The sequence below is a fragment of the Mesohalobacter halotolerans genome, assembly GCF_006120725.1.
Classification (GTDB): Bacteria; Bacteroidota; Bacteroidia; order Flavobacteriales; family Flavobacteriaceae; genus Psychroflexus; species Psychroflexus halotolerans.
On sequence record NZ_SWMU01000006.1, the window covers coordinates 46,015 to 72,604 of the forward strand.

The 26,590-nt window shown below is 35.0% G+C and carries 24 protein-coding genes; 10 read left to right on the forward strand and 14 right to left on the reverse strand.

The window, feature by feature from the left end; genetic code table 11:
- Position 1: 1 nt before the first annotated feature.
- The gene (feoB, locus tag FCN74_RS11820; protein WP_138932816.1) at positions 2-2,110 is read left to right on the forward strand and encodes a ferrous iron transport protein B; all 2,109 of its coding nucleotides are present in this window, start codon (positions 2-4) and stop codon (positions 2,108-2,110) included.
- 129 nt (positions 2,111-2,239) lie between these two features.
- On the opposite strand, the gene FCN74_RS11830 is transcribed toward feoB, so the two are convergent.
- From FCN74_RS11830 to aspS, 4 genes are all read right to left on the reverse strand, one after another.
- Positions 2,240-3,019: a 2-keto-4-pentenoate hydratase gene (locus FCN74_RS11830; protein ID WP_138932817.1), complete on the reverse strand. Its 780-nt coding sequence runs from the start codon at positions 3,017-3,019 to the stop codon at positions 2,240-2,242.
- Between the two features lie 188 nt (positions 3,020-3,207).
- Positions 3,208-3,447, reverse strand: coding sequence for a hypothetical protein (locus FCN74_RS11835; protein WP_138932818.1), 240 nt, complete (start codon positions 3,445-3,447; stop codon positions 3,208-3,210).
- A 10-nt stretch (positions 3,448-3,457) separates the two neighbouring features.
- Positions 3,458-5,251 carry a chloride channel protein gene (locus tag FCN74_RS11840; protein WP_138932819.1) on the reverse strand — a complete coding sequence of 598 codons (1,794 nt, stop codon included), beginning with the start codon at positions 5,249-5,251 and terminating at the stop codon, positions 3,458-3,460.
- Between the two features lie 171 nt (positions 5,252-5,422).
- Positions 5,423-7,180 carry an aspartate--tRNA ligase gene (gene aspS / locus FCN74_RS11845; protein WP_138932820.1) on the reverse strand — a complete coding sequence of 586 codons (1,758 nt, stop codon included), beginning with the start codon at positions 7,178-7,180 and terminating at the stop codon, positions 5,423-5,425.
- Between the two features lie 274 nt (positions 7,181-7,454).
- On the opposite strand from aspS, the gene ald reads away from it, so the two are divergent.
- The gene (gene ald / locus FCN74_RS11850; RefSeq protein ID WP_138932821.1) at positions 7,455-8,534 is read left to right on the forward strand and encodes an alanine dehydrogenase; all 1,080 of its coding nucleotides are present in this window, start codon (positions 7,455-7,457) and stop codon (positions 8,532-8,534) included.
- Here the strand turns inward: ald and clpX are convergent.
- From clpX to FCN74_RS11890, 8 genes are all read right to left on the reverse strand, one after another.
- Positions 8,531-9,766 (reverse strand): ATP-dependent Clp protease ATP-binding subunit ClpX, encoded by a 1,236-nt coding sequence (gene clpX / locus FCN74_RS11855; protein WP_138932822.1) that lies wholly within the window; start codon positions 9,764-9,766, stop codon positions 8,531-8,533. The two genes, ald and clpX, sit on opposite strands and share 4 nt — an antisense overlap.
- Before the next feature lie 4 nt (positions 9,767-9,770).
- Positions 9,771-10,445 (reverse strand): ClpP family protease, encoded by a 675-nt coding sequence (locus FCN74_RS11860; RefSeq protein ID WP_138932823.1) that lies wholly within the window; start codon positions 10,443-10,445, stop codon positions 9,771-9,773.
- An 18-nt stretch (positions 10,446-10,463) separates the two neighbouring features.
- Positions 10,464-11,786: a trigger factor gene (gene tig, locus FCN74_RS11865; RefSeq protein ID WP_138932824.1), complete on the reverse strand. Its 1,323-nt coding sequence runs from the start codon at positions 11,784-11,786 to the stop codon at positions 10,464-10,466.
- A gap of 71 nt (positions 11,787-11,857) precedes the next feature.
- Positions 11,858-12,217 (reverse strand): phage holin family protein, encoded by a 360-nt coding sequence (locus tag FCN74_RS11870; RefSeq protein ID WP_138932825.1) that lies wholly within the window; start codon positions 12,215-12,217, stop codon positions 11,858-11,860.
- A 74-nt stretch (positions 12,218-12,291) separates the two neighbouring features.
- Positions 12,292-13,854, reverse strand: a complete 1,563-nt coding sequence (locus FCN74_RS11875) for an SGNH/GDSL hydrolase family protein (protein WP_138932826.1) — start codon at positions 13,852-13,854, stop codon at positions 12,292-12,294.
- Positions 13,855-13,864: 10 nt separating this feature from the next.
- Positions 13,865-15,124: an OmpP1/FadL family transporter gene (locus FCN74_RS11880; protein WP_138932827.1), complete on the reverse strand. Its 1,260-nt coding sequence runs from the start codon at positions 15,122-15,124 to the stop codon at positions 13,865-13,867.
- 115 nt (positions 15,125-15,239) lie between these two features.
- On the reverse strand, positions 15,240-16,004 hold the full coding sequence (locus tag FCN74_RS11885; protein ID WP_138932828.1) for an alpha/beta fold hydrolase: 765 nt from the start codon (positions 16,002-16,004) through the stop codon (positions 15,240-15,242).
- Complete coding sequence (locus tag FCN74_RS11890; protein ID WP_138932829.1) at positions 16,001-16,714, reverse strand: pyridoxine 5'-phosphate synthase; 714 nt, start codon at positions 16,712-16,714, stop codon at positions 16,001-16,003. The genes FCN74_RS11885 and FCN74_RS11890 overlap by 4 nt, the downstream gene beginning before the upstream one ends.
- A gap of 82 nt (positions 16,715-16,796) precedes the next feature.
- Between FCN74_RS11890 and FCN74_RS11895 the strand changes: the two genes are divergently transcribed.
- The 8 genes from FCN74_RS11895 to murI all read left to right on the forward strand — a co-directional run bounded on the left by FCN74_RS11895 (position 16,797) and on the right by murI (position 24,728).
- A complete protein-coding gene (locus FCN74_RS11895; RefSeq protein WP_138932830.1) occupies positions 16,797-17,450 on the forward strand; it encodes a CBS domain-containing protein in 654 nt (217 codons plus the stop codon).
- 5 nt (positions 17,451-17,455) lie between these two features.
- Positions 17,456-18,337 (forward strand): NAD kinase, encoded by an 882-nt coding sequence (locus FCN74_RS11900; RefSeq protein ID WP_138932831.1) that lies wholly within the window; start codon positions 17,456-17,458, stop codon positions 18,335-18,337.
- A 116-nt stretch (positions 18,338-18,453) separates the two neighbouring features.
- Entirely contained in the window at positions 18,454-19,164 is a 711-nt protein-coding gene (gene porG / locus FCN74_RS11905; protein WP_138932832.1) for a type IX secretion system protein PorG, read from the forward strand.
- Between the two features lies 1 nt (position 19,165).
- Positions 19,166-19,903, forward strand: coding sequence for an isoprenyl transferase (locus tag FCN74_RS11910; protein ID WP_138932842.1), 738 nt, complete (start codon positions 19,166-19,168; stop codon positions 19,901-19,903).
- 46 nt (positions 19,904-19,949) lie between these two features.
- Positions 19,950-22,478, forward strand: coding sequence for a BamA/OMP85 family outer membrane protein (locus FCN74_RS11915; RefSeq protein WP_171047169.1), 2,529 nt, complete (start codon positions 19,950-19,952; stop codon positions 22,476-22,478).
- Between the two features lie 10 nt (positions 22,479-22,488).
- Positions 22,489-23,316: an OmpH family outer membrane protein gene (locus FCN74_RS11920; protein ID WP_138932834.1), complete on the forward strand. Its 828-nt coding sequence runs from the start codon at positions 22,489-22,491 to the stop codon at positions 23,314-23,316.
- A gap of 39 nt (positions 23,317-23,355) precedes the next feature.
- Positions 23,356-23,865 carry an OmpH family outer membrane protein gene (locus tag FCN74_RS11925; RefSeq protein ID WP_138932835.1) on the forward strand — a complete coding sequence of 170 codons (510 nt, stop codon included), beginning with the start codon at positions 23,356-23,358 and terminating at the stop codon, positions 23,863-23,865.
- 38 nt (positions 23,866-23,903) lie between these two features.
- Positions 23,904-24,728 (forward strand): glutamate racemase, encoded by an 825-nt coding sequence (murI, locus tag FCN74_RS11930; RefSeq protein ID WP_317128799.1) that lies wholly within the window; start codon positions 23,904-23,906, stop codon positions 24,726-24,728.
- On the opposite strand, the gene FCN74_RS11935 is transcribed toward murI, so the two are convergent.
- Both FCN74_RS11935 and FCN74_RS11940 read right to left on the reverse strand, forming a co-directional pair.
- The gene (locus FCN74_RS11935; RefSeq protein ID WP_138932836.1) at positions 24,722-25,732 is read right to left on the reverse strand and encodes a PorP/SprF family type IX secretion system membrane protein; all 1,011 of its coding nucleotides are present in this window, start codon (positions 25,730-25,732) and stop codon (positions 24,722-24,724) included. The two genes, murI and FCN74_RS11935, sit on opposite strands and share 7 nt — an antisense overlap.
- A 9-nt stretch (positions 25,733-25,741) precedes the next feature.
- Positions 25,742-26,590, reverse strand: an 849-nt coding sequence (locus FCN74_RS11940; RefSeq protein WP_246062629.1) for a T9SS type B sorting domain-containing protein, incomplete at its 5' end; no start/stop codon positions are given.

Below are 26,590 nucleotides of genomic sequence, written 5' to 3' on the forward strand. Positions count from 1 at the left end.
GATGAGGCAAATCAATGTAGCATTAGTTGGCAACCCCAACACTGGTAAAACTTCTGTTTTTAATAGCTTGACTGGTTTAAACCAAAAAGTTGGGAATTACCCGGGAATTACTGTAGAAAAAAAAGAAGGTGTTACCAAGTTGAGTCGAGTCCTAAAAGCTCACATTATAGACTTGCCGGGCACATACAGTTTAAATGCTTCGTCTTTAGATGAAAATATCGTTATCGAACTTTTGCTCAACAAAAATGACAAAGACTATCCCAATGTTGTGGTCGTCGTTAGTGATATTGAAAATTTAAAGCGGAATTTATTATTATTTACTCAAATTAAGGATCTAGGTTTACCTACAATTTTGGCTATCAATATGGCTGATCGCATGGATCGAAAAGGAATTAGCCTAGATATCCCCAAGCTTGAAGAACAACTCAAAACCAAAATCGCCCTTATTAGCTCTAGAAAAAATACGGGTTTTGACAAGCTTAAAAACCTTATTGCAAACTATAAACAGCTTTCAACAGAGGCCTGTTGCAATGCCTCTAGAGTCGATCCTGAATATTTTGGTAATCTGAAGAAAACCTTTCCCGACCAGAACACTTACAAACTTTGGTTAGTCATTACGCAAGATGCCAACTTTGGTAATTTAGACCGAAATCAAATTAAAAGTAAAACCAAAAGTTTTGAACCCAAAAGCCAGTCTGAACTTAAGCGTTTGCAGCAAAAGGAAATCATTGCCCGATATACCTTTATCAATGATACTTTGAAACAAACTTTAACCAAAGATATCAATGCTGCTAAGGGTTTAAGGGCAAGCTTAGACCGTTTATTGATGCATCGGATCTGGGGTTATTTGATATTTGCTGTAATTTTACTTTTAATTTTTCAAGTCATTTACGATTGGGCAGCTTATCCTATGGATCTTATCGACGAAAGTTTTGCCAGTTTTAGTGAATGGACAAAAAACACCTTACCTGCAGGACAATTTACAAACCTCATTGCAGAAGGGATTATTCCAGGGATTGGCGGTATTGTGATTTTTATTCCTCAAATCGCCTTTTTGTTTCTTTTCATTAGCATACTTGAGGAAAGTGGCTACATGAGTCGAGTGGTATTCCTTACCGATAAGATTATGAAAAAATTTGGGCTTAGCGGTAAAAGTATTGTGCCTTTAGTTTCAGGAACGGCCTGTGCTATCCCGGCTGTGATGGCCTCGAGAAATATCGAAAATTGGAAAGAACGGCTCATTACCATTTTAGTCATTCCTTTCACGACCTGCTCTGCAAGGTTACCAGTCTACTTAATAATCATTGCCTTAGTAATTCCGGACAAGAGTTTTTTAGGTGTTTTCAACTATCAAGGCTTAGTGTTATTGCTATTGTATTTTATTGGGTTCGGTATGGCAGTATTTTCGGCTTGGTTATTACATAAAGTCATGAAAACCTCCCAAAAAACTTATTTTGTAGTAGAGATGCCCAACTATAAAGTGCCTTTACCCAAAAATGTTTTGATTACAGTAGTCGATAAAACCAAGTCATTTGTTTTTGGTGCTGGTAAAATTATTTTAGCCATTTCTATCATTTTATGGGTTTTAGCCAGTTATGGCCCTAACGACAAATTTAAAAATGCTGAAGACATTGTCAATACTGAAGTTAAGACTGAAAATTTAGATTTAACACAAGAAGAGTTAGATACCAAAATTTCATCTTACAAACTAAGACATTCTTATATTGGTTATATGGGAAAAGGCATTGAACCTGTAGTTCAACCTTTGGGGTATGACTGGAAAATTGGCATTGCCGTTATAAGCTCTTTTGCAGCAAGAGAAGTTTTTGTTGGTACACTGGCCACCATTTACAGCGTAGGCAGCGAAAATGAAGAAACGATAAAAAAACGTATGTCCAAAGAAGTGAATCCGGTGTTTGGTGGTAAGTTATTTAACTTGGCCAGTGGTATCAGTCTATTGTTGTTTTATGCATTTGCCATGCAGTGTATGAGCACACTTGCTGTAGTCAAACGTGAAACCAATACTTGGAAATGGCCAATCTTTCAACTTGTTTTTATGACAGGATTTGCTTATATTGTATCCTTAATTGCTTATCAACTTTTAAAATAAATGATGTCAATACAAGAAATACTCGTTTGGCTCACTTTTATAGCAGCGATTGGGTTTTTAGTTAAAAAATTCTTCTTTAAGAAAAAAACTAAAAAAGCCTGTGGACAAGATGATTGTGGCTGTTAAACCTTAGACGACTTTAAATTTAACCTTATCAAAATTATCAATCTGAGCAGAGAGGTTATCACCCTTCTTTATCTCAATCATTGGTCCTAATGCCCCAGATAAAATAATTTCTCCAACTTTTAATGGTTGATTGTTTTTCTGCATAGTTTTTGCTAACCATTGCACAGCATTAAGAGGATTACCCATACAAGCCTGTCCGTTTCCTTCAGAAACAAGGCTATCATTTTTAAACATCTGCATTTTACAATTTACTAGATCAATTTTAGATAAATCAATTTTTTTTGAACCTAAAACAAAATGACTTGCCGATGCATTGTCGGCTATGGTATCTGTGATTTTGATATCCCAATTTTTAATGCGGCTACCTACAACTTCTATCGCAACTACGGCATAATCTATGGCATTTTTTACATCATTTAAAGTGATCATATCAGCATCTAGATTCTCTTTTAAAACAAAGGCCCATTCAGCTTCTGCTTTGGGTTGCATGAGTTGACTGAAACTAATTTTACTGTGATTTTTTATTTGCATATCATCGGTCAATATACCAAAGTCTGGTTCATCAACACCGAGTTGTTTTTGAACAGCAAAAGAGGTTAAGCCTATTTTTTTACCTACCAATTGAGCGCCTTTGGCTATTTTTTTTTGCGTTACAAGTTGCTGTATTTCATAGGCGGCTTCTATATTTCTTCCACCTTTAAAGAAAGTCCTTATAGGAGCAATAGGTTGCTTTTCTGTTTCAGCTTTATAAATTTCTTCTGCTATTTGTTCTATGCTGTTCATTTTGAGTTAGGTTGTTATGAAAAGTACGTGATGTTTAAATATGCTAGTATTTCAATTGAACCATTGAGGTATTAAAATAGTTTAGGGCTGAACACATAATTCTTAATGGCCTTAATCTCTTAAAGTTTAAAACAGTAATCTTCATTTATAAAATTCAATGCATAAAAACATCTAAGTCAATTGAAGAATTACAAATCTTTCTCCCGCATTTCGTCTAACTTTTTTTTATCAAGGACATAATCTTTGATGTTTTTCCCTTTCCAGCGGTGATACAAAAACAAAGGCATAAAAATAAAAGTGCTAAATAAGACCGATAGGCCAATAATCTTATCGCCTAATTCAGGATTGGTTTGTATGATTTTAATATAAAATCCCGTGCCAAAACCACCAAGCATTATGATGAAACAAACCCACAAAACAATTCTCATAATCAAATTTTTACTGAATACTCAAATCTACTAATTTATCACGATACGCCGTGAGCATTTTAGATTTTGATATAAATCCTACGTACTTTCCTTCTCTTACAACAGGCAAATTCCACGCATCGGTTTCTTTAAACTTTCGCATCACATCTTTAGCATTACAGTCGGTAAGTTCAATCACATCGGGTGCAGTTTGCATCAAATCACTCACGAAAACGTCTTGGTATAAATCTTGTTTAAACATCAGTGTTCTGATATCATCCAATAATAAAATACCTTTAAATTTTCCCTGTTGGTCAGTCACGGGAAAAATATTTCTAGAAGATTTTACAACGCCTTCATTTACAATATTTTCTAAAGACATATCAATTCTTAAAATCACAAAATTACGTTCAATCAATTGGTTAATTTCCAATAAACTCAAAACGGTCTCATCCTTATCATGGGTGACAAGTTGCCCGCGTTGAGCCAATTCAAGATTATAAATAGAATGTTTCTGAAATCGATGACTTATACCATAAGAAATGGCTACACAAATCATCAACGGAATGAATAAATTATAACCCGAGGTAATTTCTGCAATCAAGAATATGGCCGTCAGTGGAGCATGCATGACTCCAGACATCAACCCAGCCATACCTACTAGGGCAAAATTATTATCAGAGATGCTATTTGATAACAAATCAAATTGTTTTATGATAAGTGCATAACATGTCCCAATTATACTACCTATAAACAAAACTGGCGCAAAAATTCCACCAACTCCACCAGAAGCAATGGTTACTGAAGTAGCTAAAATTTTAAAAACCATCACTAGAAATAAAAATCCTATAAAAAACCATAAATTATTCCAACCAAAATTGAGTTTTGAATTGACCCAAAATGACATATCACCAGACAACAGTTGATTAACGAAAGGATAGCCTTCACCATAAAGTTGTGGAAAAACAAAAATTAATAACCCAAGAAACATACCTCCAATGACAGCTCTCTTAAATTTAGAAGAAAATTTTTCAAAAACACTGAAAGTCATCGTATAGATTTTTATAAAAAGCAACGAAAACCCAGCACAAATTATAGCTAAAATGACATAATATAAAAAATCTTGAATTTGAAAAGCTGAAGTGGTTTGAGGCTGCAAAATAATATTTGAACCAAAGAAAAAATAAGAGGTCAAAATTGCTGAAACAGAAGCCACTAATAACGGAATCATTGACACCAATGTCAAGTCGAGTGCAAATATTTCTATCGCAAAAATAATCGCTGCAATAGGCGCTTTAAATAATGATGACATCGCGCCAGCGGCTGCACAACCAATCAATAAGGTTCTTGTCGCTTGATTTACCTTAAAATACCGTGATAAAATAGAGCCCAAGCCTGCACTGGTCGCAACTGTTGGAGACTCTAAACCTACCGAACCCCCTAAACCAACGGTTAAAGGTGCTGTGATGAGCGAAGCATAGCTTTGTATGGTTTTTACAAATCCTTTTCTTTGAGAAATGGCAAAAAGTGTGGAGGAAATCCCTTGACCAATCCGGGCTTTTAAAATGTGATTTAAAATCAGGTAGGTCAATAAAAGGCCAATAAAAGGAAAAATAAAGTAATATACCTGTTCAAAAGTGAAAAGCAATCCTTTTTCAACCCAGTCTTGAAGTAAATAGGCTAAATTTTTAAGCGTCACAGCTACTAAACCTGCTGTAAAACCAATCAAGGCGCTGAGAATAATGACAAATTGATGATGGGAAAGGTATTCCTCTTTCCATCTTATGATTTTGAATAGAATTTTATGCTGACTAAAGTTGTTCATGATATAATATAGAATTGTTCAGCATAAACAAAATTAAATCTTTTGAGTGATTGATTATCAAATGATTTAATAAATGTAATGATTTCTAATTTAAGAGACTTGAGATAGGCATTAACTTATATTAGCTCATCTTTTATAAGCTTAAAAAATCATCTCAGCTTAGGTTTTGAATTATTTTTTACCCATCTTCAATTCCAAGCCTAATTCTTTCAATTGATCATCATCTAAAGTTGCCGGTGCATCAATCATCACATCGCGACCCATATTATTTTTAGGAAAAGCGATGAAATCTCTGATACTTTCCTGTCCGCCAAGAATGGCAACAAGTCTGTCTAAACCAAAAGCAATACCACCGTGTGGCGGCGCACCGTATTCAAAAGCATCCATCAAGAAGCCGAATTGTTTACGGGCTTCATCTTCGCTAAAGCCAAGTAGTTCCAACATTCTGCTCTGCATGTTTTTATCGTGAATTCTAATGGAGCCACCACCTATTTCATTACCATTTAAGACCAAATCATAAGCGTTGGCTCTGACGTCACCTGGTGAGCTTTCCAAAAGGTCAATATCTTCTGCTTTTGGCGAAGTAAACGGGTGATGCATAGCATGATAGCGTTGAGTGTCTTCATCCCATTCCAGTAAAGGAAAATCTACCACCCAAAGTGGTGCAAATTCATCTGGTTTTCGTAGACCTAATCTGTTGCCCATTTCCATACGTAAAGCACTGAGTTGTGCGCGAGTTTCATTAGCTTTTCCGGAAAGCACAGCAATGAGGTCGCCGGGTTGAGCGTTGGTTTTTTCAGCCCAGGCTTTGAAATCTTTTTCGTCATAAAATTTATCAACAGAAGACTTAAAACTCCCATCGTCGTTCACTTTGACGTAAACCATGCCTTTAGCGCCAATCTGTGGACGTTTAACCCATTCAATCAGTTTATCTATTTCTTTTCTAGAATAGCTAGCACCACCGGGAATCGCAATACCAACCACCAATTCAGCCTGATTAAATATTTTGAATTCCTTGTGTTGTGCAATCTCGTTCAATTCGCCAAATTTCATCCCAAATCGGATATCCGGTTTGTCATTGCCGTAAGTTTTCATCGCTTCTTCAAAGGTCATTCTAGGGAAATTCTCAACACTTATTCCATGTGTTTTTTTGATGAGATGCTTGGTAAGTCCCTCAAAAGTATTTAAAATATCTTCCTGAGTGACAAAAGACATTTCACAGTCTATTTGTGTAAACTCCGGTTGCCGGTCTGCTCTTAAATCTTCGTCACGAAAACATTTTACAATTTGAAAATATTTTTCTAAGCCACCAACCATCAATAATTGTTTAAAAGTCTGAGGCGATTGTGGTAAGGCGTAAAACTGGCCTTGATTCATTCGGCTGGGCACCACAAAATCTCGGGCACCTTCAGGTGTTGACTTGATGAGGTAAGGTGTTTCTACTTCTACAAAATTCTGATCTGATAAATAATTTCTTACAGCCATAGTTACCTGACTTCTAAAGATCAGTTTATCTTTAACCGGATTGCGGCGAATATCAAGATAGCGGTATTTCATTCGAAGGTCGTCTCCGCCATCTGTTTTATCCTCGATTGTAAACGGAGGTGTTTTAGAAGTATTCAACATCACTAAATCTTCAACTAAAACTTCAATATCACCTGTAGGCAAGTTTGGATTTTTAGATTCACGCTCAATGACTTGACCTTTTACTTGAATCACAAATTCTCTACCCAGTTTTTCAGCAGCATCAAAGACGGTTTTAGGCGTACGTTCAGAATCAAAAACAAGTTGCGTAATCCCAAAACGGTCTCTCAAATCAATCCAAATGATAAAGCCTTTGTTTCTAATCTTTTGAACCCAACCTGAAAGCCTGACATTTTGATTGAGCTGAGCAGTTTTTAGCTCACCGTTATTGTGTGTTCTATACATTTAGACTGATTTTAAAACTTTTGCAAAAATAAGGAAGATGATATAATTAGATGCTATTATTACCAAATTATACCTTAATCAATTAAAAGTGTAATGTATTATCTGAAATTACAAAAAAAGGGGTCAAAAATTAGAATTTAAAAATTATCCTGTATTGTTATCAAAATATTATAGGGTTTATAATAAAATAAGTGAGATTTAAATATATTTACCCCACATTTAAAATTATATTTAACAACTACTCACTTAAACTACCAACTTAAAACTACCCATTATGATAATAGGTGTCCCTACAGAAATTAAGAACAACGAAAGCCGTGTCTCCATTACTCCAGCAGGTGCTTTTGAACTTGCAAAATCAGACCATAAAGTATACGTTCAGTCAAATGCTGGCTTAGCCAGTGGTTTTACTAACAACGATTATAAAAATGCAGGTGCACAAATTTTGGAGTCTATCGAAGCTATTTATGACATTGCAGAAATGATTGTCAAGGTCAAAGAACCTATCGAAAAAGAATATGAATTAGTAAAACCCAATCAGATTGTATTTACTTATTTTCATTTTGCCTCCAGCCAAGCACTTACAGAAGCGATGCTAAAGTCTAAAGCTGTCTGTATCGCCTACGAAACTGTTCAAGAGGATGATGGCAGCTTGCCTTTACTTACACCAATGTCTGAAATTGCTGGACGAATGGCGACTCAACAGGGTGCAAAATTTCTGGAAAAACCAATCAAAGGCAAAGGTATTTTATTAGGTGGCGTGCCAGGAGTACAACCTGGGAAAGTTTTGGTTATTGGCGCTGGTGTTGTTGGTGTTCAAGCGGCAAAAATGGCTGCAGGTCTCGGTGCAAGTGTTGTAGTTTTAGATATAAATATGAAGAGATTGCGATATGTTAATGATGTGATGCCTCCACACGTCATCACTGAATTTTCTAATGAATATAAAATTAGAAAGCATATTATAAATGCAGACTTGATTATAGGTGCAGTACTTGTTGCTGGTGCCAAAGCTCCTAAGCTTATCAAAAGAGATATGCTAAAAGAGATGCAACACGGTACTGTGATGGTTGATGTGGCTGTGGACCAAGGTGGTTGTTTTGAAACGACAAAGCCAACTACACATGAAAATCCCACTTATATTGTAGATGATGTGTTACACTATTGTGTCACTAATATGCCGGGAGCAGTACCTTATACCTCGACTCTAGCCTTAACCAATGTGACTTTCCCATTTGTTAAAACTATCGCAGATTTAGGTTGGAAAAAAGCTGTTGATAATAATCCTATGCTTAGAAAAGGACTTAATATTTTAGATGGTAAAATTGTACTGGACGAACTTAAGGGAATTTTTTAAGAGGCTGCTTTGAGTTTTTTCAATGTAGATTTTTGGAGTGCATTTTCAACATAACTTTTAGTTACCTTTAAAGCTTTTTCGTCGCCTTCAGGCATATCAAACATGGCATCGGTTAGCACAGCCTCACACAATGACCTTAAGCCTCTGGCACCGAGTTTATACTCAATAGCTTTTTCTACAATTAAATCTAATGCGCCATCTGTAAAAGACAGGTTGATATCATCCATTGAAAACAGTGTTTCGTACTGCTTTACAATAGCATTTTTAGGCTCAATGAGAATTCTTCGTAAAGTTTCTTTATCTAATGGATTCATGTAACTCAGTACGGGCAAGCGACCAATGATTTCAGGTATTAATCCATAATCTTTTAAATCTTTAGGAATAATATACTGCAGAATATTTTCTTTATCTATACCGGCACCTAATTTTGATGCCCCATATCCAACAGCCTGCATATTGAGGCGTTTTGAAATATGACGATCTATCCCATCAAAGGCTCCACCGGCGATAAACAAAATATTTTCTGTATTAATTTCAATGAAATTTTGGTCAGGATGCTTTCGACCACCTTTCGGCGGAACGTTAACTGTTGTACCTTCCAAAAGTTTTAATAAAGCTTGCTGAACACCTTCTCCACTTACGTCTCTAGTAATTGACGGGTTGTCAGATTTTCTGGCAATTTTATCTATCTCATCAATAAATACTATTCCACTTTGTGCCTTTTCTACATTGTAGTCTGCAGCAGCAAGAAGTTTAGTTAAAATAGTTTCAACATCTTCTCCGACATAACCTGCTTCGGTAAGAACAGTCGCGTCAACAATGGCAAGCGGGACGTTGAGCATTTTTGCAATAGTTTTAGCTATCAAAGTCTTACCTGTACCGGTTTGCCCAACCATGACAATATTACTCTTTTGAATCTCAATCTCGTCTTTATTTTTTTTAGGCTGTAACAATCGTTTGTAGTGGTTGTATACTGCAACAGACATCACTTTTTTTGTATAGTCTTGCCCAATCACATATTCATCTAAAAACGCTTTGATGGCTTTGGGTTTTTGTAGGGAAAAATCTTGATCTAAATTGCTTTTTTGATTTGTATTAATTTCTTCTAAAACAATACCATGAGCCTGCTCAATACACTTGTCACAAATATGCGCATCCAAGCCTGCTATAAGCAAGTTGGTCTCAGACTTTTTACGTCCGCAAAATGAACATTCAAGATTTTCTTTGGCCATTTATTTAGTCTCTTTTTAAAATTTCGTCAATCATTTTATATTCTAAAGCTTCATCTGCATTCATCCAAAAATCTCTATCGCCATCTTCATATACCTTATCATAATCTTTACCTGTATGTTTTGAGATGATTTGATAGAGTTCTTCTTTAAGCTTAACAATTTGTTGCGCTGTGATTTGAATATCATCAGCTTGACCCTGTGCACCGCCCATAGGTTGGTGTATCATGACTCGAGAATGTGGTAAGCCAGAACGTTTATTTTCTGAACCAGCACAGAGCAATACAGCTCCCATAGAGGCAGCAATTCCTGTGTTAATTGTTGCTACATCTGGTTTTATAAATTGCATGGTATCGTAAATACCTAAACCGGCATAAACGCTTCCACCCGGAGAATTGATGTAGATTTGAATATCTTTGGTCGCATCTGTAGATTCTAAAAATAAAAGCTGAGCTTGAATAATATTTGCAACTTGGTCATTTATAGGTGTACCGAGAAAAATAATGCGATCCATCATGAGTCTTGAAAACACGTCCATTGCTACAGCATTCATCTGACGTTCTTCAATGATGTTTGGCGTCATTCCGGTAGGCATCATACTAGTGATGACCTTTGAATAGTAATTGGAATTTATACCTTGATCTTTGGTAGCAAATTTTTCAAATTCTTTATTTATATCCATATTGTGCTTAATAACTGTCTATTTGTAAACTTCGTCAATAAATTTTTGATAAGTCACTTTTTTAACTTTTAGGTTAACATTTTCCTTATAAAAACTAAGCAACTTCTGATTCATGATTTGGTCTGATATCTTTTTGGCTTCCTCTTCTTTTTGAAGTATACTTTGTGTAATACTTTCGAGTTGTTCTTCAGGCATATTAGCCTGCCCAAACTGAGCCATTTGCATTTTAATACGGTCTTTGGTTGTATTTTTTATCTCATCCATCGTCACTTGAAGGTTATTGTCTTTGATGATTTTACCTTCAATCAATTGAAATCTTAAGCCCTTTTCACTTTTTTCAAACTCTTCTTTTGCTTCGTCTTCAGTTAATTCTTTTTCACCGGAAAGCCTTAGCCATTTTTGTAAAAATTCAGATGGCAAATCAAAATCTGTATGATCTATCAAATATTCAGAAACATCATTAAGCAATTGCTGGTCGCTTTGTTGCTCAAGTTGTTTTTCTGCATCAGATTTTATTTTTTTTCTAAGATCTTCTTCAGTTTTAATGTCTTCGCCGGGATATATTTTTTCAAAAAACTCTTCATTGAGTTCAGCGAGGATTTCTTCATTAATTTCACCGATATTAAAATTTACCTCGACGTTTAAGTCTTTAGCTTTTTCTTCTTCAACACCCAAGTGTTTGGCTAGATCTGAAGTTTCTTTAAACAAACCTTTAGTTTTAAAACTCACGCTATCATTAGCCTTAGCACCGATCAATAACTTTTGATCTTTTTTGCGCTTTAGGTCTTCTGCCTTCAAAGTGGTTTCGTGGTCTATGCCTTCATCTTCATTAACAAAAGTTCCTTGCACTAAAAATCCAGGTTGGATTTCATTTTGAGAAACGAGCTTACCGTATTGTTTACGAATAGACTTGATTTGGTTGTCTACCATCTCTTTATCTGCTTCAATTTTGTAGTGCGTAATTCCTTTTTTTGGTGAAAGATTTATTTCAAAATCAGGAGCCAAACCTAATTCAAATTCAAACTGGTAATCTTCTTTATTCCAGTCAAAATCATCTTGTTGCTTTGGAATAGGATTGCCAAGAATATCCAGTTTTTCCTCAGAAATATAGTTGTTAAGGGCTTCTTGCAAAAGCTTGTTGACTTCATCAACTAAAACTGCTTGCCCATATTGTTTCTTTATCAAGCCTAAAGGGACATGACCTTTTCTAAATCCAGGTATATTGGCTGATTTTTTATAGTCTTTTAAAATTTTATCGACTTTTGGTTGATAATCGTTTTTTTGAATATCAACTTTGACAACTGCATTTAATGTATCAGTATTTTCGTGCTTAACATCCATAGGTATTCTATTGATTTTTGAATTTGCAAAAATACAATTATTTTATGGGCTTGACAAAATCTGTTAAAGCTTTACTTTTTCTTAGATAATGCAAATAAAAATGATTGAAAGATAGACAGTAAAATACTAAAAAACAAGGCTGACCAAAATCCACTTACGTCGAAACCACCTACCAAAGCATCACATAAGAGAATAATCAATGCATTGATAACCAACAAAAACAAGCCAAAAGTGACAATAGTTACCGGTAATGTAAAAACAATAAGGATGGGCTTAACAAATAAATTAAGTAAAATAAGTACCGCAGCGACAACTATAGCTGTTAAAAAACCAGATACTTTAATGCCCGGCAAAATATTAGCTAAAACTACCACAGCAATGGCACTGAGCAATATTTCAACTAGTGTATTTAAAGATTTTGAATTTTGCATAGTTTGTAAAAATAAAAAAAACTGCTAAAGATTTAGGCTTCTTCAGCAGTTTATCATCTTAAAATGTAGGAGCATTACATCCCTGTATTATCACTTGTTACTATTGTTCTAAAATCTCCAAGGTTTACACCTGGCAGTGTAGAGCCATAGGTTTGATTAATAGCTCTTATAGTTTCATTGGCCACCAATGCATAGCCACGTGGTGTAAGGTGAACGCCATCTAGAGAAAAAGCACCTCCAGTTACAAAAGTTGAGCTAAGGGTTCCGCCGTCGAATGGTATACCAACTTGACTCTGCTCTAAGAGTTCATCAACATCTACAAAGGCTAATTCATTGGCTTGTGCAGCACCTTCAATGATAGAGTTATATGCCATTCTTGCATTAGAAATTGCATCAAGTTCTGATGTTTGTAGTGCATCTGCATCGCTTATTGGACTTACAGCGTCTAAAACTAATTGAGCTTGCTCTGGAGTCGGTGTACCACCTTGTTGAAGCAAACCTAAAACTTGAAGGACTTCAGGGGTTAAAACTACTGAACCATAGCCTTGAGCTAATGCGGATTGGTCTATAGTTAATAAAAGTAATTCATTTTCCTGCATTTGTCTGAAGCCTAAAGGATTTGTTTCTGTTACAGGAACTTCAATTAAAAATCGATTTGGACCTTCATTAAATGTAAGTGCATATTGAGCTGCTAAGGCTTGTGCTTGAGCAGGTGGTACGCCCTGCATTATTAAGCCTTGTGTAAAAATTCCTGCAAAAGCTTGGAAAAACCCAGTCAAATCTGCAGCAGTTTGAGCATCAAGTTCTAAAGCATTGTTAGGAACCGTGGTAAAGAAAGGAATATTGGTCACATCAGGAATGTTGTACAAGACACCTCCAGAAGCTGAGCTTGTTAAAGCATCGACATAAGCATTATAAACTCCACCAAAGACATTAGGGTCTGTGATATCATTAAAACCGTAAGTGGTTGGATCTAAATTACCTGTTTGATCTGTTCCTGTTCCACCAGATGTGGCATAAGCTAAAACGTCATTATTTCCAATCCATAAACTGAAAAAACTGGGGTTTTGAGCTACAGCATCATCTATAACAGTAGCGCTTGGCGATGAAGCAAATCTCACAAAATAAGGATTTGCTATGGTTTCAACATTACTGATATCGCCATAACCTGAAAGTCCTAGGTGAAAACTTTTTGCTCCGGGCACTCCCATGTTGTTAAAAGGTCCCGATAAGACATTAGTAATGTCTGTTTGAGGTGTACCGGAAATATTTTCAGGAGCCGGAGTTCCAGACTGCGTTGATAAAACTAATCTTGTATCGAATCCCGGTAGTGGATTACCATTGAGTAATAAGCCTCCAATATTGTCTTCTACCATTGGTTGAGTAAATTCTCCTCCACCCACTAGGGCAAATTGTTGAGCTAAAATATTAGGTAAAGAATTCATTTGAGCTTCACGGTATAATGCATTGTCTGCAAATCCCGCAGTAAGAGAGTTACCAACACTCACGTAGTTAGAAAAATCTGCATCACCGACTTTATAAACCTCATTGTCTTCAATGGCATTTTCAAATTCTGCCTCACAGCTTATAAAAATAGCTGCCGTAAAAAGTAGTATGTATAATTTAAATAATTTCATCATAAGTGTTTTAGAGTTTGTAAGAAATACCTATACCTGGAATAAAAGAATTGGATTTGTATGTTCCACTAAACGGAACTGTCGAACCGTTTTCTGTGTAGCCGTCGTATGATGCATTGACTTCTTTAAATCTTAAGTATAAAAACGAAGCATCGATAGAAAGTTTTTCGCTGACATCATAGGTGAGACCGGCAGTGTAGCCTTGAGAATCATTTCTAGGGGTCTCCGGAGCAAAAAAGTTGGATTGTACTGGAGTTTGGTCGTAATAGTAACCACCTCTTAATGTTAACTGATCCATCGCTTGATATTGAAGACCAAATCGATAAGTATTTGCGTTTTCATAGTTTCTAGGGTTTATTGATGGCGGGATATTAGGATCGTTAAAAACGATGTCTAGAGAATTATAAACTTCCCAGAAAGTTCTGTTGTAATCAAAAGCAAATAACAAGTCGTCATTAAATTGATAGGATAAACCAACTGTTAATTCAGCAGGTAAGGGCAAACTTGCGTTAAATGTAGTTTGACCATTTTGCACCGGAACCAGAGTAGAATTGGGAATATTACTAAACGTAGCATCGCCTCCTTCGGCATTAAGTTTAATTTCTGATCTATAATTAAACCCTATTCTCAGTTTATCTGAAGGTGTAAACATAAAACTAGCACTCCAACCCCATTCGGTAACGCCGGAATCATCGATTGTGACATTGGAACGTATGCCGTTTTCATCGGTTAAAGTTCTGTTGATATTTCTATTAAAATTCACATTACCCGTAGCGTAAATAGGACCACCGCCTATACTAAAGTGTTCTGATAGCTTTATGGATAATAAAGGTTGAATAAAAACTGCTGCCAACTCAATATCATTAACTAAATGGGATCCAGCCCAATCTTTTTGCCATTCTACACGGCTTCCATATGGGGTGTTGATAGATAAGCCTGCAGCAAGCCATTCATTGATTTTGTAACTCGCATAAAGGTAAAATGGTGTACTGACGTTGTCTTCAACCTCTGCAAATTGACCTGTGTTTGTGTTTTGGTATTTTGTTGAAGAAAAAATTCCAAAACCACCGGCAGCAACATTGAGTTTGTTTTCTAGATAAACTAAACCCGCCGGATTAAAAAATGCAGTCTCGGCACTGTTAATGACCGCAACACCTGTATGACCCATAGCAAGAGCCTTGTTTCCTTGTAAGCTTACTCTATATCCACCGGCATAAGCCTGAATAAAAGCAAAACCCACTAGTGTGAAAATAAAAAGTGATTTTTTCATAAAATAATTTTTAATAGGTAAATTTTTTATTAATCTTAATTTAACACTCCAAATTTAATATTAATTAAGAATTAACAAAGCATTTTTTTAATTTATTATGCAAGCATAACAAAATTTAAGATATGAAATCTAGGGTTTTTCTGAGAAAAGCCTGAGGATTTTCTGCATGAACCCAGTGACCAGCTTTACTTATAGTTTCAATCTTATTATTACTAAAATGACTGTTAATCAATTTATTATCGACATTTGAAATATAATTTGAATGTTCGCCCTTTATAAATAAAGTTTTACCTTCATAGGTGAAATCTTCAGGTAAAGCTTGACCGATATTTTCTTTATTATTTGTAAATACGTCGATGTTAGGTTTAAGACTTAAGGTGTTATTGTTTTCTCTCTTTAGATTTTTTAACAAAAACATCCTCACGCCGTTATTGTCAATTTTTTCTTTTAGGATATTTTCAGCTTCTTTTCTTGAAGTTAGATGGGTTTGCTGTAATGTTTTCAAACTTTCTAAAATATCATCATGATGTGGAGCATAATATCGTGGCGCAATATCTACAACTATCAAGTGACTGAGCAACTCGGGATATTGACAAGCAAAAAACATAGCTACTTTTCCACCCATAGAATGGCCTATCAAAATGGCATTTTTAAGGGATTTATCATTAAAATATTTGTAAATATCGTCTGCCATAACAGCGTAGTTAAAATCGTCACTATGCGGACTTTTGCCGTGGTTTCTTAAATCGATCAAATGGACTTCATAACCTGATTTTGCATAAGCTTTGGAAAGTGTTTTCCAATTATCGCCCATGCCTAAAAACCCATGTAATATTATTAGTGGATGACCTTTGCCTGTAATCTGTGAGTGTAATTTCATTGTAATTTTTTTATATAAGATTGTATTACATGTTCTAATCCATGATAAAGCGCTTCACAAATTAAAGCATGACCGATGGAAACCTCTTTTAGATTTGGTATTTTTTGGGCGAAGTATTCTATATTTTCTAAATTTAGATCGTGCCCTGCATTGAGCTCAATATTTAGCGTATTTGCCATTTGCGCGGCCTTTAAAAAATCTTTTATAGCGTCTTTTTTGTTGTTTTTATATTTTTTGGCATAAGCTTCAGTGTACAATTCTACTCTATCTGTGTTTGTATTTTTTGCATATTTTACCATTTCTGGGTTTGAATCGACAAAAATTGAAGTCCGAATATTTTCTTTTTGAAACACTTGAATGATTTCTTTAAGATATTGATGGTGTTTTCTTGTATCCCAACCGGCATTTGATGTTATTGCATCTTCTGCATCGGGAACCAATGTGACCTGGTCTGGTTTTGTTTCTAAAACTAAATCTATAAACTTTGCAGTTGGATTACCTTCAACATTAAATTCTGTAGTTACAGATTTTGAAAGCGCTCTAACATCATCGTATCTAATATGTCTTTCGTCAGGTCTCGGATGAACTGTTATGCCTTGAGCGCCAAAGCCCTCAATGTCAATAGCACTTTGGAGAACATTTGGCATATTCCCACCTCGGGCATTTCTTAATGTTGCGATTTTATTAATATTTACGCTTAATCTTGTCATATCATAAAATTTTCTTATCAATCACAAAAATACATTCTTATGTGATGCTATACTTATTATTTTATTTATTTTGCATTTACTTATGAAGTTTGAAAATCATATACATAATACACCGGCATTAAAGGTTGATCAATCGATTTTAGAGGCTAAAAATTTATTTGACAAATCAAAACTCAATTCTTTAGTGGTTTTAAAAGGAAGTCAGTTCAAAGGTTTGGTTTTTGAAGAGGACTTGTGTCAATATGACAATACACAAACCATAGAAGAGCAAAGAGAATTGTTGAAGGATATATATTTGTACGAAGATTTTAGCATTTTTGATTGGTTTAAAATTATTTCACAAAACCAAATCCACGATATTCCTATTATAAGCAAAGCCAATAAATATTTAGGAAATTTAAATTTTAATGATATCATAAATAAGTTTGCCAATACTGGGCTTAATGTTGAAATGTCTAGCATACTCATTTTATCAAAACCCTCTACAGATTTTAGGTATAGTGAAATCTTTCAAATCATTGAGGCTAATGAAGCAAAAGTATATGGAAGTTATATAAATTATACTGATAAAGACAGAACAGAGGTTGTTGTCAATCTCCATCACCAAGGTCTCAATGAATTACTCCAGAGTTTTAGACGTTATGACTATAATGTTATCAGTTTTCATCAAGAAGACCAACACAGAGAAACTTTGAAAAATAACTCTGAATACCTTTCAAAATACCTAACAGTTTAAGTCCCATGAAAGTTGCAATTTTTGGTCAAGCCTTTTACCCGGATTCTGCAAAGTATCTCAATCAAATTATAAATGTTTTTCAGAAAAAAAAGATCAACTTTTTATTTGAAAAGGAATATTTAGATCTCATTTTAAAAAATCACTTTCTAGACGATCCTAATGGTTTCGAGACTTTTGAAACTATTGATTCTACTTTTGATTTGTTTTTTTCTTTAGGTGGAGATGGCACAATATTATCATCAGTAAAATTTGTTAAAACTGTAGACATCCCAATAGTTGGAATTAACACCGGCAGACTAGGCTTTTTGGCAACAATCCATAAAGATGAAGTAAGCTCTAGTATAAATGATATATTAAATGGTGATTATAGTATTTCTGAGCGTTCACTGCTTGAAGTAAAAAGCACAGACCAAAAATTTAACGCTCAAAAGTTTAATTATGCGTTAAATGAAGTAACCATCAGTAGGAAAGATACAACCTCAATGATTAGCATTGATACTTGGATTGATGATGAGCATATTGGAGCTTATTGGTCTGATGGACTTATCATAGCTACACCAACGGGTTCTACCGGATATTCTTTAAGTTGTGGCGGTCCCATTATTACACCGCAAACCAAATCTTTTGTACTCTCCCCAATCGCACCCCATAATTTAAGTGCTCGGCCTTTGGTTGTACCAGATAAAACGGAAGTGAAACTAAAAATTTCTGGAAGAGAAAACATCTTTTTAATTTCAATGGACTCAAGGATAAATACTTTATCTCAAGATCACGATATCTTAATCAAAAAAGCTGATTTCAATATAAAACTAGTTTCTCATAAAGACAATAGTTTTCTAAAGACCCTGAGGTCAAAACTTCTTTGGGGTAAAGATCAGCGGAATTAAAACAATATTTTTCCAAATTTTCTGTTGTACTCTACAAATTCAATTTTATGTATCCATTGGATAACATAATTACTATATTTGCGCACTTTTTTAAGAGCAGTCTAAAATATCTATAAATGAAGTTTTTAAGCTTCCTATTTTTTTTAACGGTGTTTCATCTTTCATCAGCTCAAACCTATGAAATTGGGCCGATGTTAGGTAGTACGACATTTGTTGGCGATGTAGGCTCTACACAAGTTATAGGCATAGACGAATACGCTAAAAGAGACAAAATATCTTATGGAATATTGTTTAGATGGAATAGAAGCAAAAGACATTCTTTTAGATTTTCAGCCATGCGGATACGCACATTTGGTATCGATAGTGAATCAAATATTCCAGAACGTCAATCGAGAAATTTAAGTTTTTTTACTGATATCAATGAGATATCAATTGGCCTGGAGTACACTTTTTGGGAGTGGGATCTCCACGCACTCAAGAGGCCACAACTTGTACCCTATCTTTCTACTGGTTTAGCATACTTTTTTTCAGATCAGTTTGCAAGAGCTGGTGATGACCTTATTGAAGCAGACGACTTAAATAGCTTTGCTCTACCTTTAACCCTAGGAGTTAAAACTACATTAGGAAGAAAATTTGTACTATCGGCTGAATTTTCAGCTAGATATACATTTACAGATAATCTTGACGGGAGTGCTCCATCCGAATTGGATGGTGAAAATGCTTTCCCATCATTTGGCAATCCTAATTCAAACGATTGGTATATATTTGCAGGGTTTTCATTAACCTATGCCTTTGGCAGAAAACCTTGTTATAATTGTAGCTTTTAATATGACTAAACCCGCACTCGACAAATCCAATATTCCTAAACACATTGCCATTATCATGGATGGTAATGGTCGATGGGCAAAAAATAAAGGATTTAAAAGAGTAATTGGTCATGAACATGGCACCTCGACAGTCAATAAAATTGTTGAAGCCTGTGTTGAACTCGGTGTTGAATATCTGACTTTGTTTGCATTTTCTACAGAAAATTGGCAAAGACCAAAGTACGAAATAAACAGCTTAATGAAGCTTTTGTTGTCCTCTTTGAGAAAAGAATTGGATAATATGCACGACAAAAAAATTAAACTCACTTCCATTGGCAACACCTCCAAACTTCCAGACAAAGTTAAAAGTCAACTTGAGGAGGTCAAGGATGCTACTAAAGATTACGACAGGCTTAACTTGACATTAGCACTGAGCTACAGCGCAAGGGAAGAAATCGTAAATGCAGTAAAAACAATAAGTCAAAAAGTTAAAAATAATTTAATTGATATCAATAACATAGATGATTCAACCATAAATACACACCTTTACACCAACTATTTACCTGATGTAGATTTACTTATTAGAACGAGCGGAGAACAACGCATAAGTAATTTTATGTTGTGGCAAATTGCTTACGCAGAATTATATTTTTGCAAAGAACTTTGGCCTGATTTCACAAAAGAACATCTTTTTGAAGCCATCAATAATTTTCAAAAAAGAGAAAGACGATTTGGAAAAACGAGTGAACAACTTAAATAACAGCCTCAAAATATTTTTATTATTCGTTTGCATAGCTTTTAGCTCTATGTATACATCGGCTCAAGATACAGCCCTATCTGGAGGTAAAAAATATACCATTGGTAGCCTAAGCGTATCAGGTGCAAACTCCTATAACGAAAAAACCGTCCTCGCCTTTACAGGATTAAAAAAAGGAGATGAAATATATATTCCTGGCAAAAAGTTAAGTGAAGTCCTAGAAAAGCTTTGGGATTTGGGCCTTTTTAGCGACATAAATTTTTACCTTACAAAAGTTGAAGGTGACGTCGCCCATCTCGAGCTGGAAATCAAGGAAGTCCCTAAACTCGTTAACGTTAAAGTAAGAGGGGTCAAGAAAAACAAAAAACGAGAAAAAATAATTACTGATAACCAGCTCAATGAAGGCAGAAAAGTTACAGAAAACTTAATTGCAAATACCAAAAACAATATTGCAAAAAACTTGAGAAAAAAGGGGTATCTCAATGCTGAAGCAAAAATAAATACAATCGAAGTCAAAGATTCATTAGATCAACTCATTGGTGTTAACATGAACATCAACGTGCTGAAAGGGGATAAAGTAAAAATTAAAAACATCAATATTAAAGGGAATGAAAAGCTATCTGATGCCAAAATCAGAAAGTTTATGAAAAACACAAAACGTAAATTCTTTTTGAGATTTTGGAAAAGATCAAAATTGATTCCTGAAGACTTTGAAAGTGACAAGGAAAATATCATTAACGAATATAATGAAAGAGGCTACAGAGACGCTAGAATTGTCTACGACTCAGTCATTAAAAAAAATGAAAACGAAATTGATATTAGCCTAAAAGTAAATGAAGGTGACCGTTACTATTTCGGTGATATATCTTTTCTAGGAAACTCTGCCTTTTCAGATGAGGAACTTTCAAGACTCATGGGCATCAAAAAAGGTGATCCTTATAATGGGGTTTTATTCCAAGAAAAAATAGCAGACAACTCAAAACCTGATGCTCAAGATTTGACAAATCTTTACCAAAACAATGGTTATTTATTTTCTCGAATTGTACCTGTTGAAACTAAAATATACAACGATACTATAGATTACGAGATCCGCATTAGAGAAGGAAAAATTGCTTATTTTGATGAAGTTCTTATCACAGGTAATGATCGAACTAATGACAATGTAATTTATAGAAACTTACTCACGAGACCTGGTCAGCAGTACAGCAGACAGGCTATTATGTCTACCATAAGAGAGCTTGGGCAACTCGGATTTTTTGATGCAGAGCAACTTCAACCAAAAATTAAAAATCCTGATCCCAAAGAAGGAACTTTAGATATTGAATTTCCAGTTGTTGAAACCGGTAGTAGCCAAATTGAACTTCAAGGAGGCTATGGTGGTGGTGGATTTATAGGAACTTTAGGTTTGAGGTTTAATAACTTTTCTATAAGAAACATATTTAATAAAGAGGCCTACAAGCCTGTTCCTATGGGTGATGGTCAATCTATATCTATTAGAGCACAGGCGAGTCAATCCTTTAGAGTCTACAGTCTTTCATTTGTAGAGCCTTGGTTAGGTGGTCGTAAGCCTGTGCAGTTGTCGGTATCACTTTCGCAAACGACTCAATTTTTATTTAACCCATTTACCAGACGAGCCGATACAGACAGAAAATTTTCGATTTCCGGAATAAGTGTTGGTTTTGCTAAGCGTTTACAAATTCCTGATCGATATTTTACATTTTCATCAGCTGTTAGTTTTCAACATTTTAATTTGGATAATTTTAATGTTGGTTTATTTAGATTTCCTAATGGAACTTCAAACAACTTAGCATTTACTTTAGGACTAACTCGTGATAATACATTCTCAAATCCTATATATCCTAAAGGTGGTTCAAGGTTTGGTATTACCGCAAAATTTACTTTACCCTACTCCGCCTTTGATAATCGCGATTGGAAACAAATCAGCGAAGACAGAGAGGAAGCTTTAGCTAATAATGACGAAGAAGAACTCGCAAGAATTGATCAGGTGCGTTTTGATTGGTTAGAATTTTATAAAATCAAATTTAATGCCGAGTGGTTTAATAAGCTCTATGACGATCTAGTTTTAAGGTCTAATGTAGAATTTGGCTTTCTAGGCGCCTACAACGCAGATCGTGGCGTACCGCCGTTTGAGCGTTTCTTTGTAGGTGGTGATGGTCTTGCAGGTGTAACCCTAGATGGTAGAGAGGTAATACGGCTGAGAGGTTATCCTAATCAATCAATTATTCCTAGAACGCGAAGTAATGTTAGTGAAGAAACCTTTAATGATGGTGCAACAATTTACAACAAGTTTACGTTAGAATTAAGATACCCTATAACTCTGAACCCGAGCGCATCAATATATGCACTTACCTTTATGGAAGGTGGTGCAGCATTTGATAACTTTAAAGATTTTTCACCTTTTGAGTTAAGTCGATCTGCAGGTTTAGGTTTGCGCATTTTTATGCCGGCATTTGGATTGCTAGGTATAGACTTTGGTTATGGATTTGATCCTATTCCAGGCACTAACCTAGGCCCTAATGGTTGGGAAACGCACTTTATTATTGGACAACAATTTTAAAATTAATATTATGTTTAATTCAAAACTATCTTTTAATAACAAAATTTTTGGTTTATTCTTGATTATTCTCATCTTTTTCTCATTTCAAGTTCAGAGAGGTTTGAGTATTGGTTATATCGATATGGAATATATATTAGATAATATTCCTGAGTATAGACAGGCCTCTCAAATGCTAGAACAAAAAATTCAAGACTGGAAAGGAGAAATTGCCATCAAGCAAACTGAAATAGATAACTTAAAAGAACAATTAGAGAACGAAAGACCACTTCTCACACCAGAACTTATCGAAGAAAAAGAAGACGAAATAGCATATCTCCAAGAACAACTATTAAAATACCAAGAAGCAAAATTTGGAGCCTCAGGAGAATTTATTGTTCAAAAAAGACAACTCATACAACCTATTGAAGATCAAGTTTTTAACGCTGTTCAAGAAATTGGTAGAGTGAGAAATTACGATTTTATCTTTGAAAACTCTGCTGAAGCTTTAATGTTATTCTCAGCAGAACGGCACGATATTAGTGATAGGGTATTAAAAATGATAAACAGAAGCGCAAGAAGCGAAAGGCGTGATGAGAAGGAAAAGGAAAAAAATCCGCTTGATGAAATGAAAGATGAACCTTACAAATCTGTAAAAGACGCTAAGGAAGATAAAGCAAAAGAAGAGGAAAGAGAGAAAGAAATTTCAGAAAGAGAGCGCAAAAGAGACTCCATTAGAGAAGCTAGAAAAAGAATTAGAGACTCTATTAGAAATGCTAGACAAGAGGCTTTTGAAAAAAGAAGAGAAGAAGCTCAACGTAGAAGAGATTCAATTAGAAAAGCTAGAGAAAACAAAAAATAACTCAAAATTTAATACTAACAAATAAGTAAATTATTAATTATGAAATCAATTAACACTACTTTATTAACCATTGCTTTGGCTATAGGCTTAGCCATAAATGTAAATGCTCAGTCTAAAATAGCGCATATAGACACACAAGCTTTCATCGAAGCTATGCCTGCATATCAAGATGCAATGAATCAAATCAAACAAGTCGAACAAACTTATCAAGCAGAAATTGATGACCTTTTGAAAGAAGCTCAAAAGAAAAATGAGCGCTACAAAGCCGAAGCGCCTACTAAAACCGAAGAAGAAAACCAGTCAAGAATGCAAGAACTTCAAGAGATGCAAAACTCTATTATGGAGTACAATCAAACTGCTAGTAGAGATGTGCAAAAAAAGAGAGAGGAACTAATGAGACCTGTATTGGAGAAAGCAAGAAACATTATTCAAGAAGTTGCTCGTGAAAAAGGTTTCGACTATGTGTTGGATTCCACAGTAGGTTCAGGTGTGCTTTTAGCAGATGGCTATAACTTATTGGATGACGCAAAAGCTGAGCTTTCTAAATAAAAAATCCATAAAAAATTGTAATTTTAAGCCTCAAATCTTTGAGGCTTTTTTTATTACAAGGTATGCCAAATTCAAATTCTCCAATAGGTATTTTCGATTCCGGTCTCGGAGGTTTGTCCATATTAAGCGAAATTCACAAAATTCTGCCAAATGAAAACATCATTTATTATGCAGATAGCCAAAATGCCCCCTATGGAGAAAAAACTACTCAAGAGATTGTAGAACTCTCAATAAAGAATACGGAATTTTTATTAAAAAAATCTTGTAAAATAATTGTTGTGGCTTGTAATACTGCAACTACAAATGCTATCCATATTCTTAGAGAAAAATTTGATATCCCTTTCATTGGTATAGAGCCCGCCATAAAACCTGCTTCAATACAATCTAAATCTAAACAGATCGGTATTTTAGCTACAAAGGGAACATTAAGCAGTGAACTCTTTGCTCAAAATCTCAAAAAAATAAGACAAAATTCAGATATTATTGAGGTTGTAGGTAAAGGCATTGTAGAAGCCATTGAAAATAACACCACGCAAAGTCCAGAATTTTTAAAAACCTTGACTATACAACTAGAGCCATTCATCAAATCAAATATAGATCATCTTGTTTTGGGCTGCTCCCACTATCCACTTATCATAAATGAGTTAAAAAACATTTTTGAAAGAAAAGTCAATATTATAGACTCTGGTTATGCAGTAGCAAAACAAACCCTGAATATCTTGTCTTCACATAGACTCTTAAGTCATAATAAAAATATACAAAAGTCTATCCTTTTATATAAGAATAAAACGTCTGATGAAGCCTTAAATAATGTAATAAAAAGACTACAACTCAAAAATATTGAGGTGGTTAATGATTATTGATTAACAGCCGGGCAATTACATTTATACTTAGTACTTCGCTTACCAAAATTATAACCAAGTGTCAATTGGTGAAAACCCGAATTTGTTAAAACAATATCATCAGGTTGATAAGTATAAGTGTAAGCAAAAACAAAATTATTTACTGTAATACCTAAAAATGGCGATATGGTATTCAATTTTTGCGAGTCAAGGGTTTGACCATCTGATGTAAATTCTGCTCCATCCAAACTTCTTCTGTAAGATAAACCACCCCAAACTTGTCCAAAATCAGTATTATAAAACGCTTTAGCATTTATATCGATATTAGATTCTTCTGTAAATTCTTTAAGTTGAAACATTGCAGAGGGTTGAATTGTCCAGTCCGAATTGCGTATGTAAAAGTTGTATCCTGATGATAAGAGATATTGGCGCTGATTATCTGTTTCAAATACTTCTGTGAATATTTCTCTTTCCTGTGGTATAATATTTTTAACTGTACCATGAATAAAAAACTCTTGAAAATTATAAGAAACACCTATATCTGCATTAAAAAATGTTTCTGATTGTGCTGCACCAGATATAATTGGATCTGGATTATTGACCACATCAATATCTGTCTCATCTAAAGTTTCTTGTATTACACCTACACTAGCACCAAAAGAAAGCTGATTCAGTTCTTGGTTACTTGAAAATCTCAAATGATAAGCAAAAGTAAGATATCCACCTACTTGAGAAAATCTACCATTTTCATCATTAAAAAATATCCCTCCTAAACCAACATTATCACCAGCTCGAACATTAGCACTAATTGTTTGAAGATTCGGAGCATCATCAACATCAAACCATGCTTGCCTACCAGTCACCCTAACTTTATCAAATTTTGAAGCCCCGGCCATAGAGGGATGTATCAAATACCAATTATCTGTTAAATAATCTTTGTAAATAGGCAATCCTCTCTCCTGTGCATTAGCCCACGAAAAACAAACTATTGTCATTAGGGCTAAAAATAATTTATTTAATTTCATATAATTTTCTTATCGTTTCAACGTAAAATGTGATTTAAAAGTACTTGGATTTCCGGTTGTGGGTTCTATAAACTCTACCCTGAACCAGTAATCCTGTGATGGCATGATACTCCCGTTAAAGGTACCGTCCCAACCTTCGCCTGTCGGACTGAGTTGTTTCAGTAATTTGCCATAGCGGTCAAATATATAAATTTTTGCGTTAGGTTGATTGGATAATCCCGTGATATTCCAAGTTTCATTGACCCCATCTTGATTGGGTGTGAAAAATGGTGGGAAGTCTATCATTGTAAATTCAACTGCTGTCACTCCACAGCCGGCATCGTCTCTTCCTCTTATAATATGTGTCCCCGGGATAACATTACTGAAAACCAAAGTGGTTTGCCCCGGTGCTAAACTCTCCCAAGGGCCATTATCCAATTGAAACTCAAAATTGCCTTGCCCTTCTATATTACTGACCTCAACAACATGTGTCTCACTAAAGGATGGCGTCAGCACTGTAACCTCAAAAGTCGGTGGGTTGCTCTCTATAATCTCTGCACTACTCATAGCTTGACAACCTGTATTAATATTGGTGACCGTTACCGTATAAGTTCCAGCCTGTGTGGCATCAATACTCGGGCTGGTCGCTGGTAATACTGTGCCATTAAAAGCCCACTCAAATGTAAAGTTATTGCTGTCTAATCCGGTATCTAGTATTGGTGGTGAATCATCCGTGTTGATGGTATTGCCCTCTTCATCTATACACACAATCGCACCATCAAATCCGCTGATGTCTACATTGGGTAAGGGGTTGACGATCACATCAAAACTGACAAAACTACTCGACTCACACAAGGTCTGGGTATTCACGACCTCGGC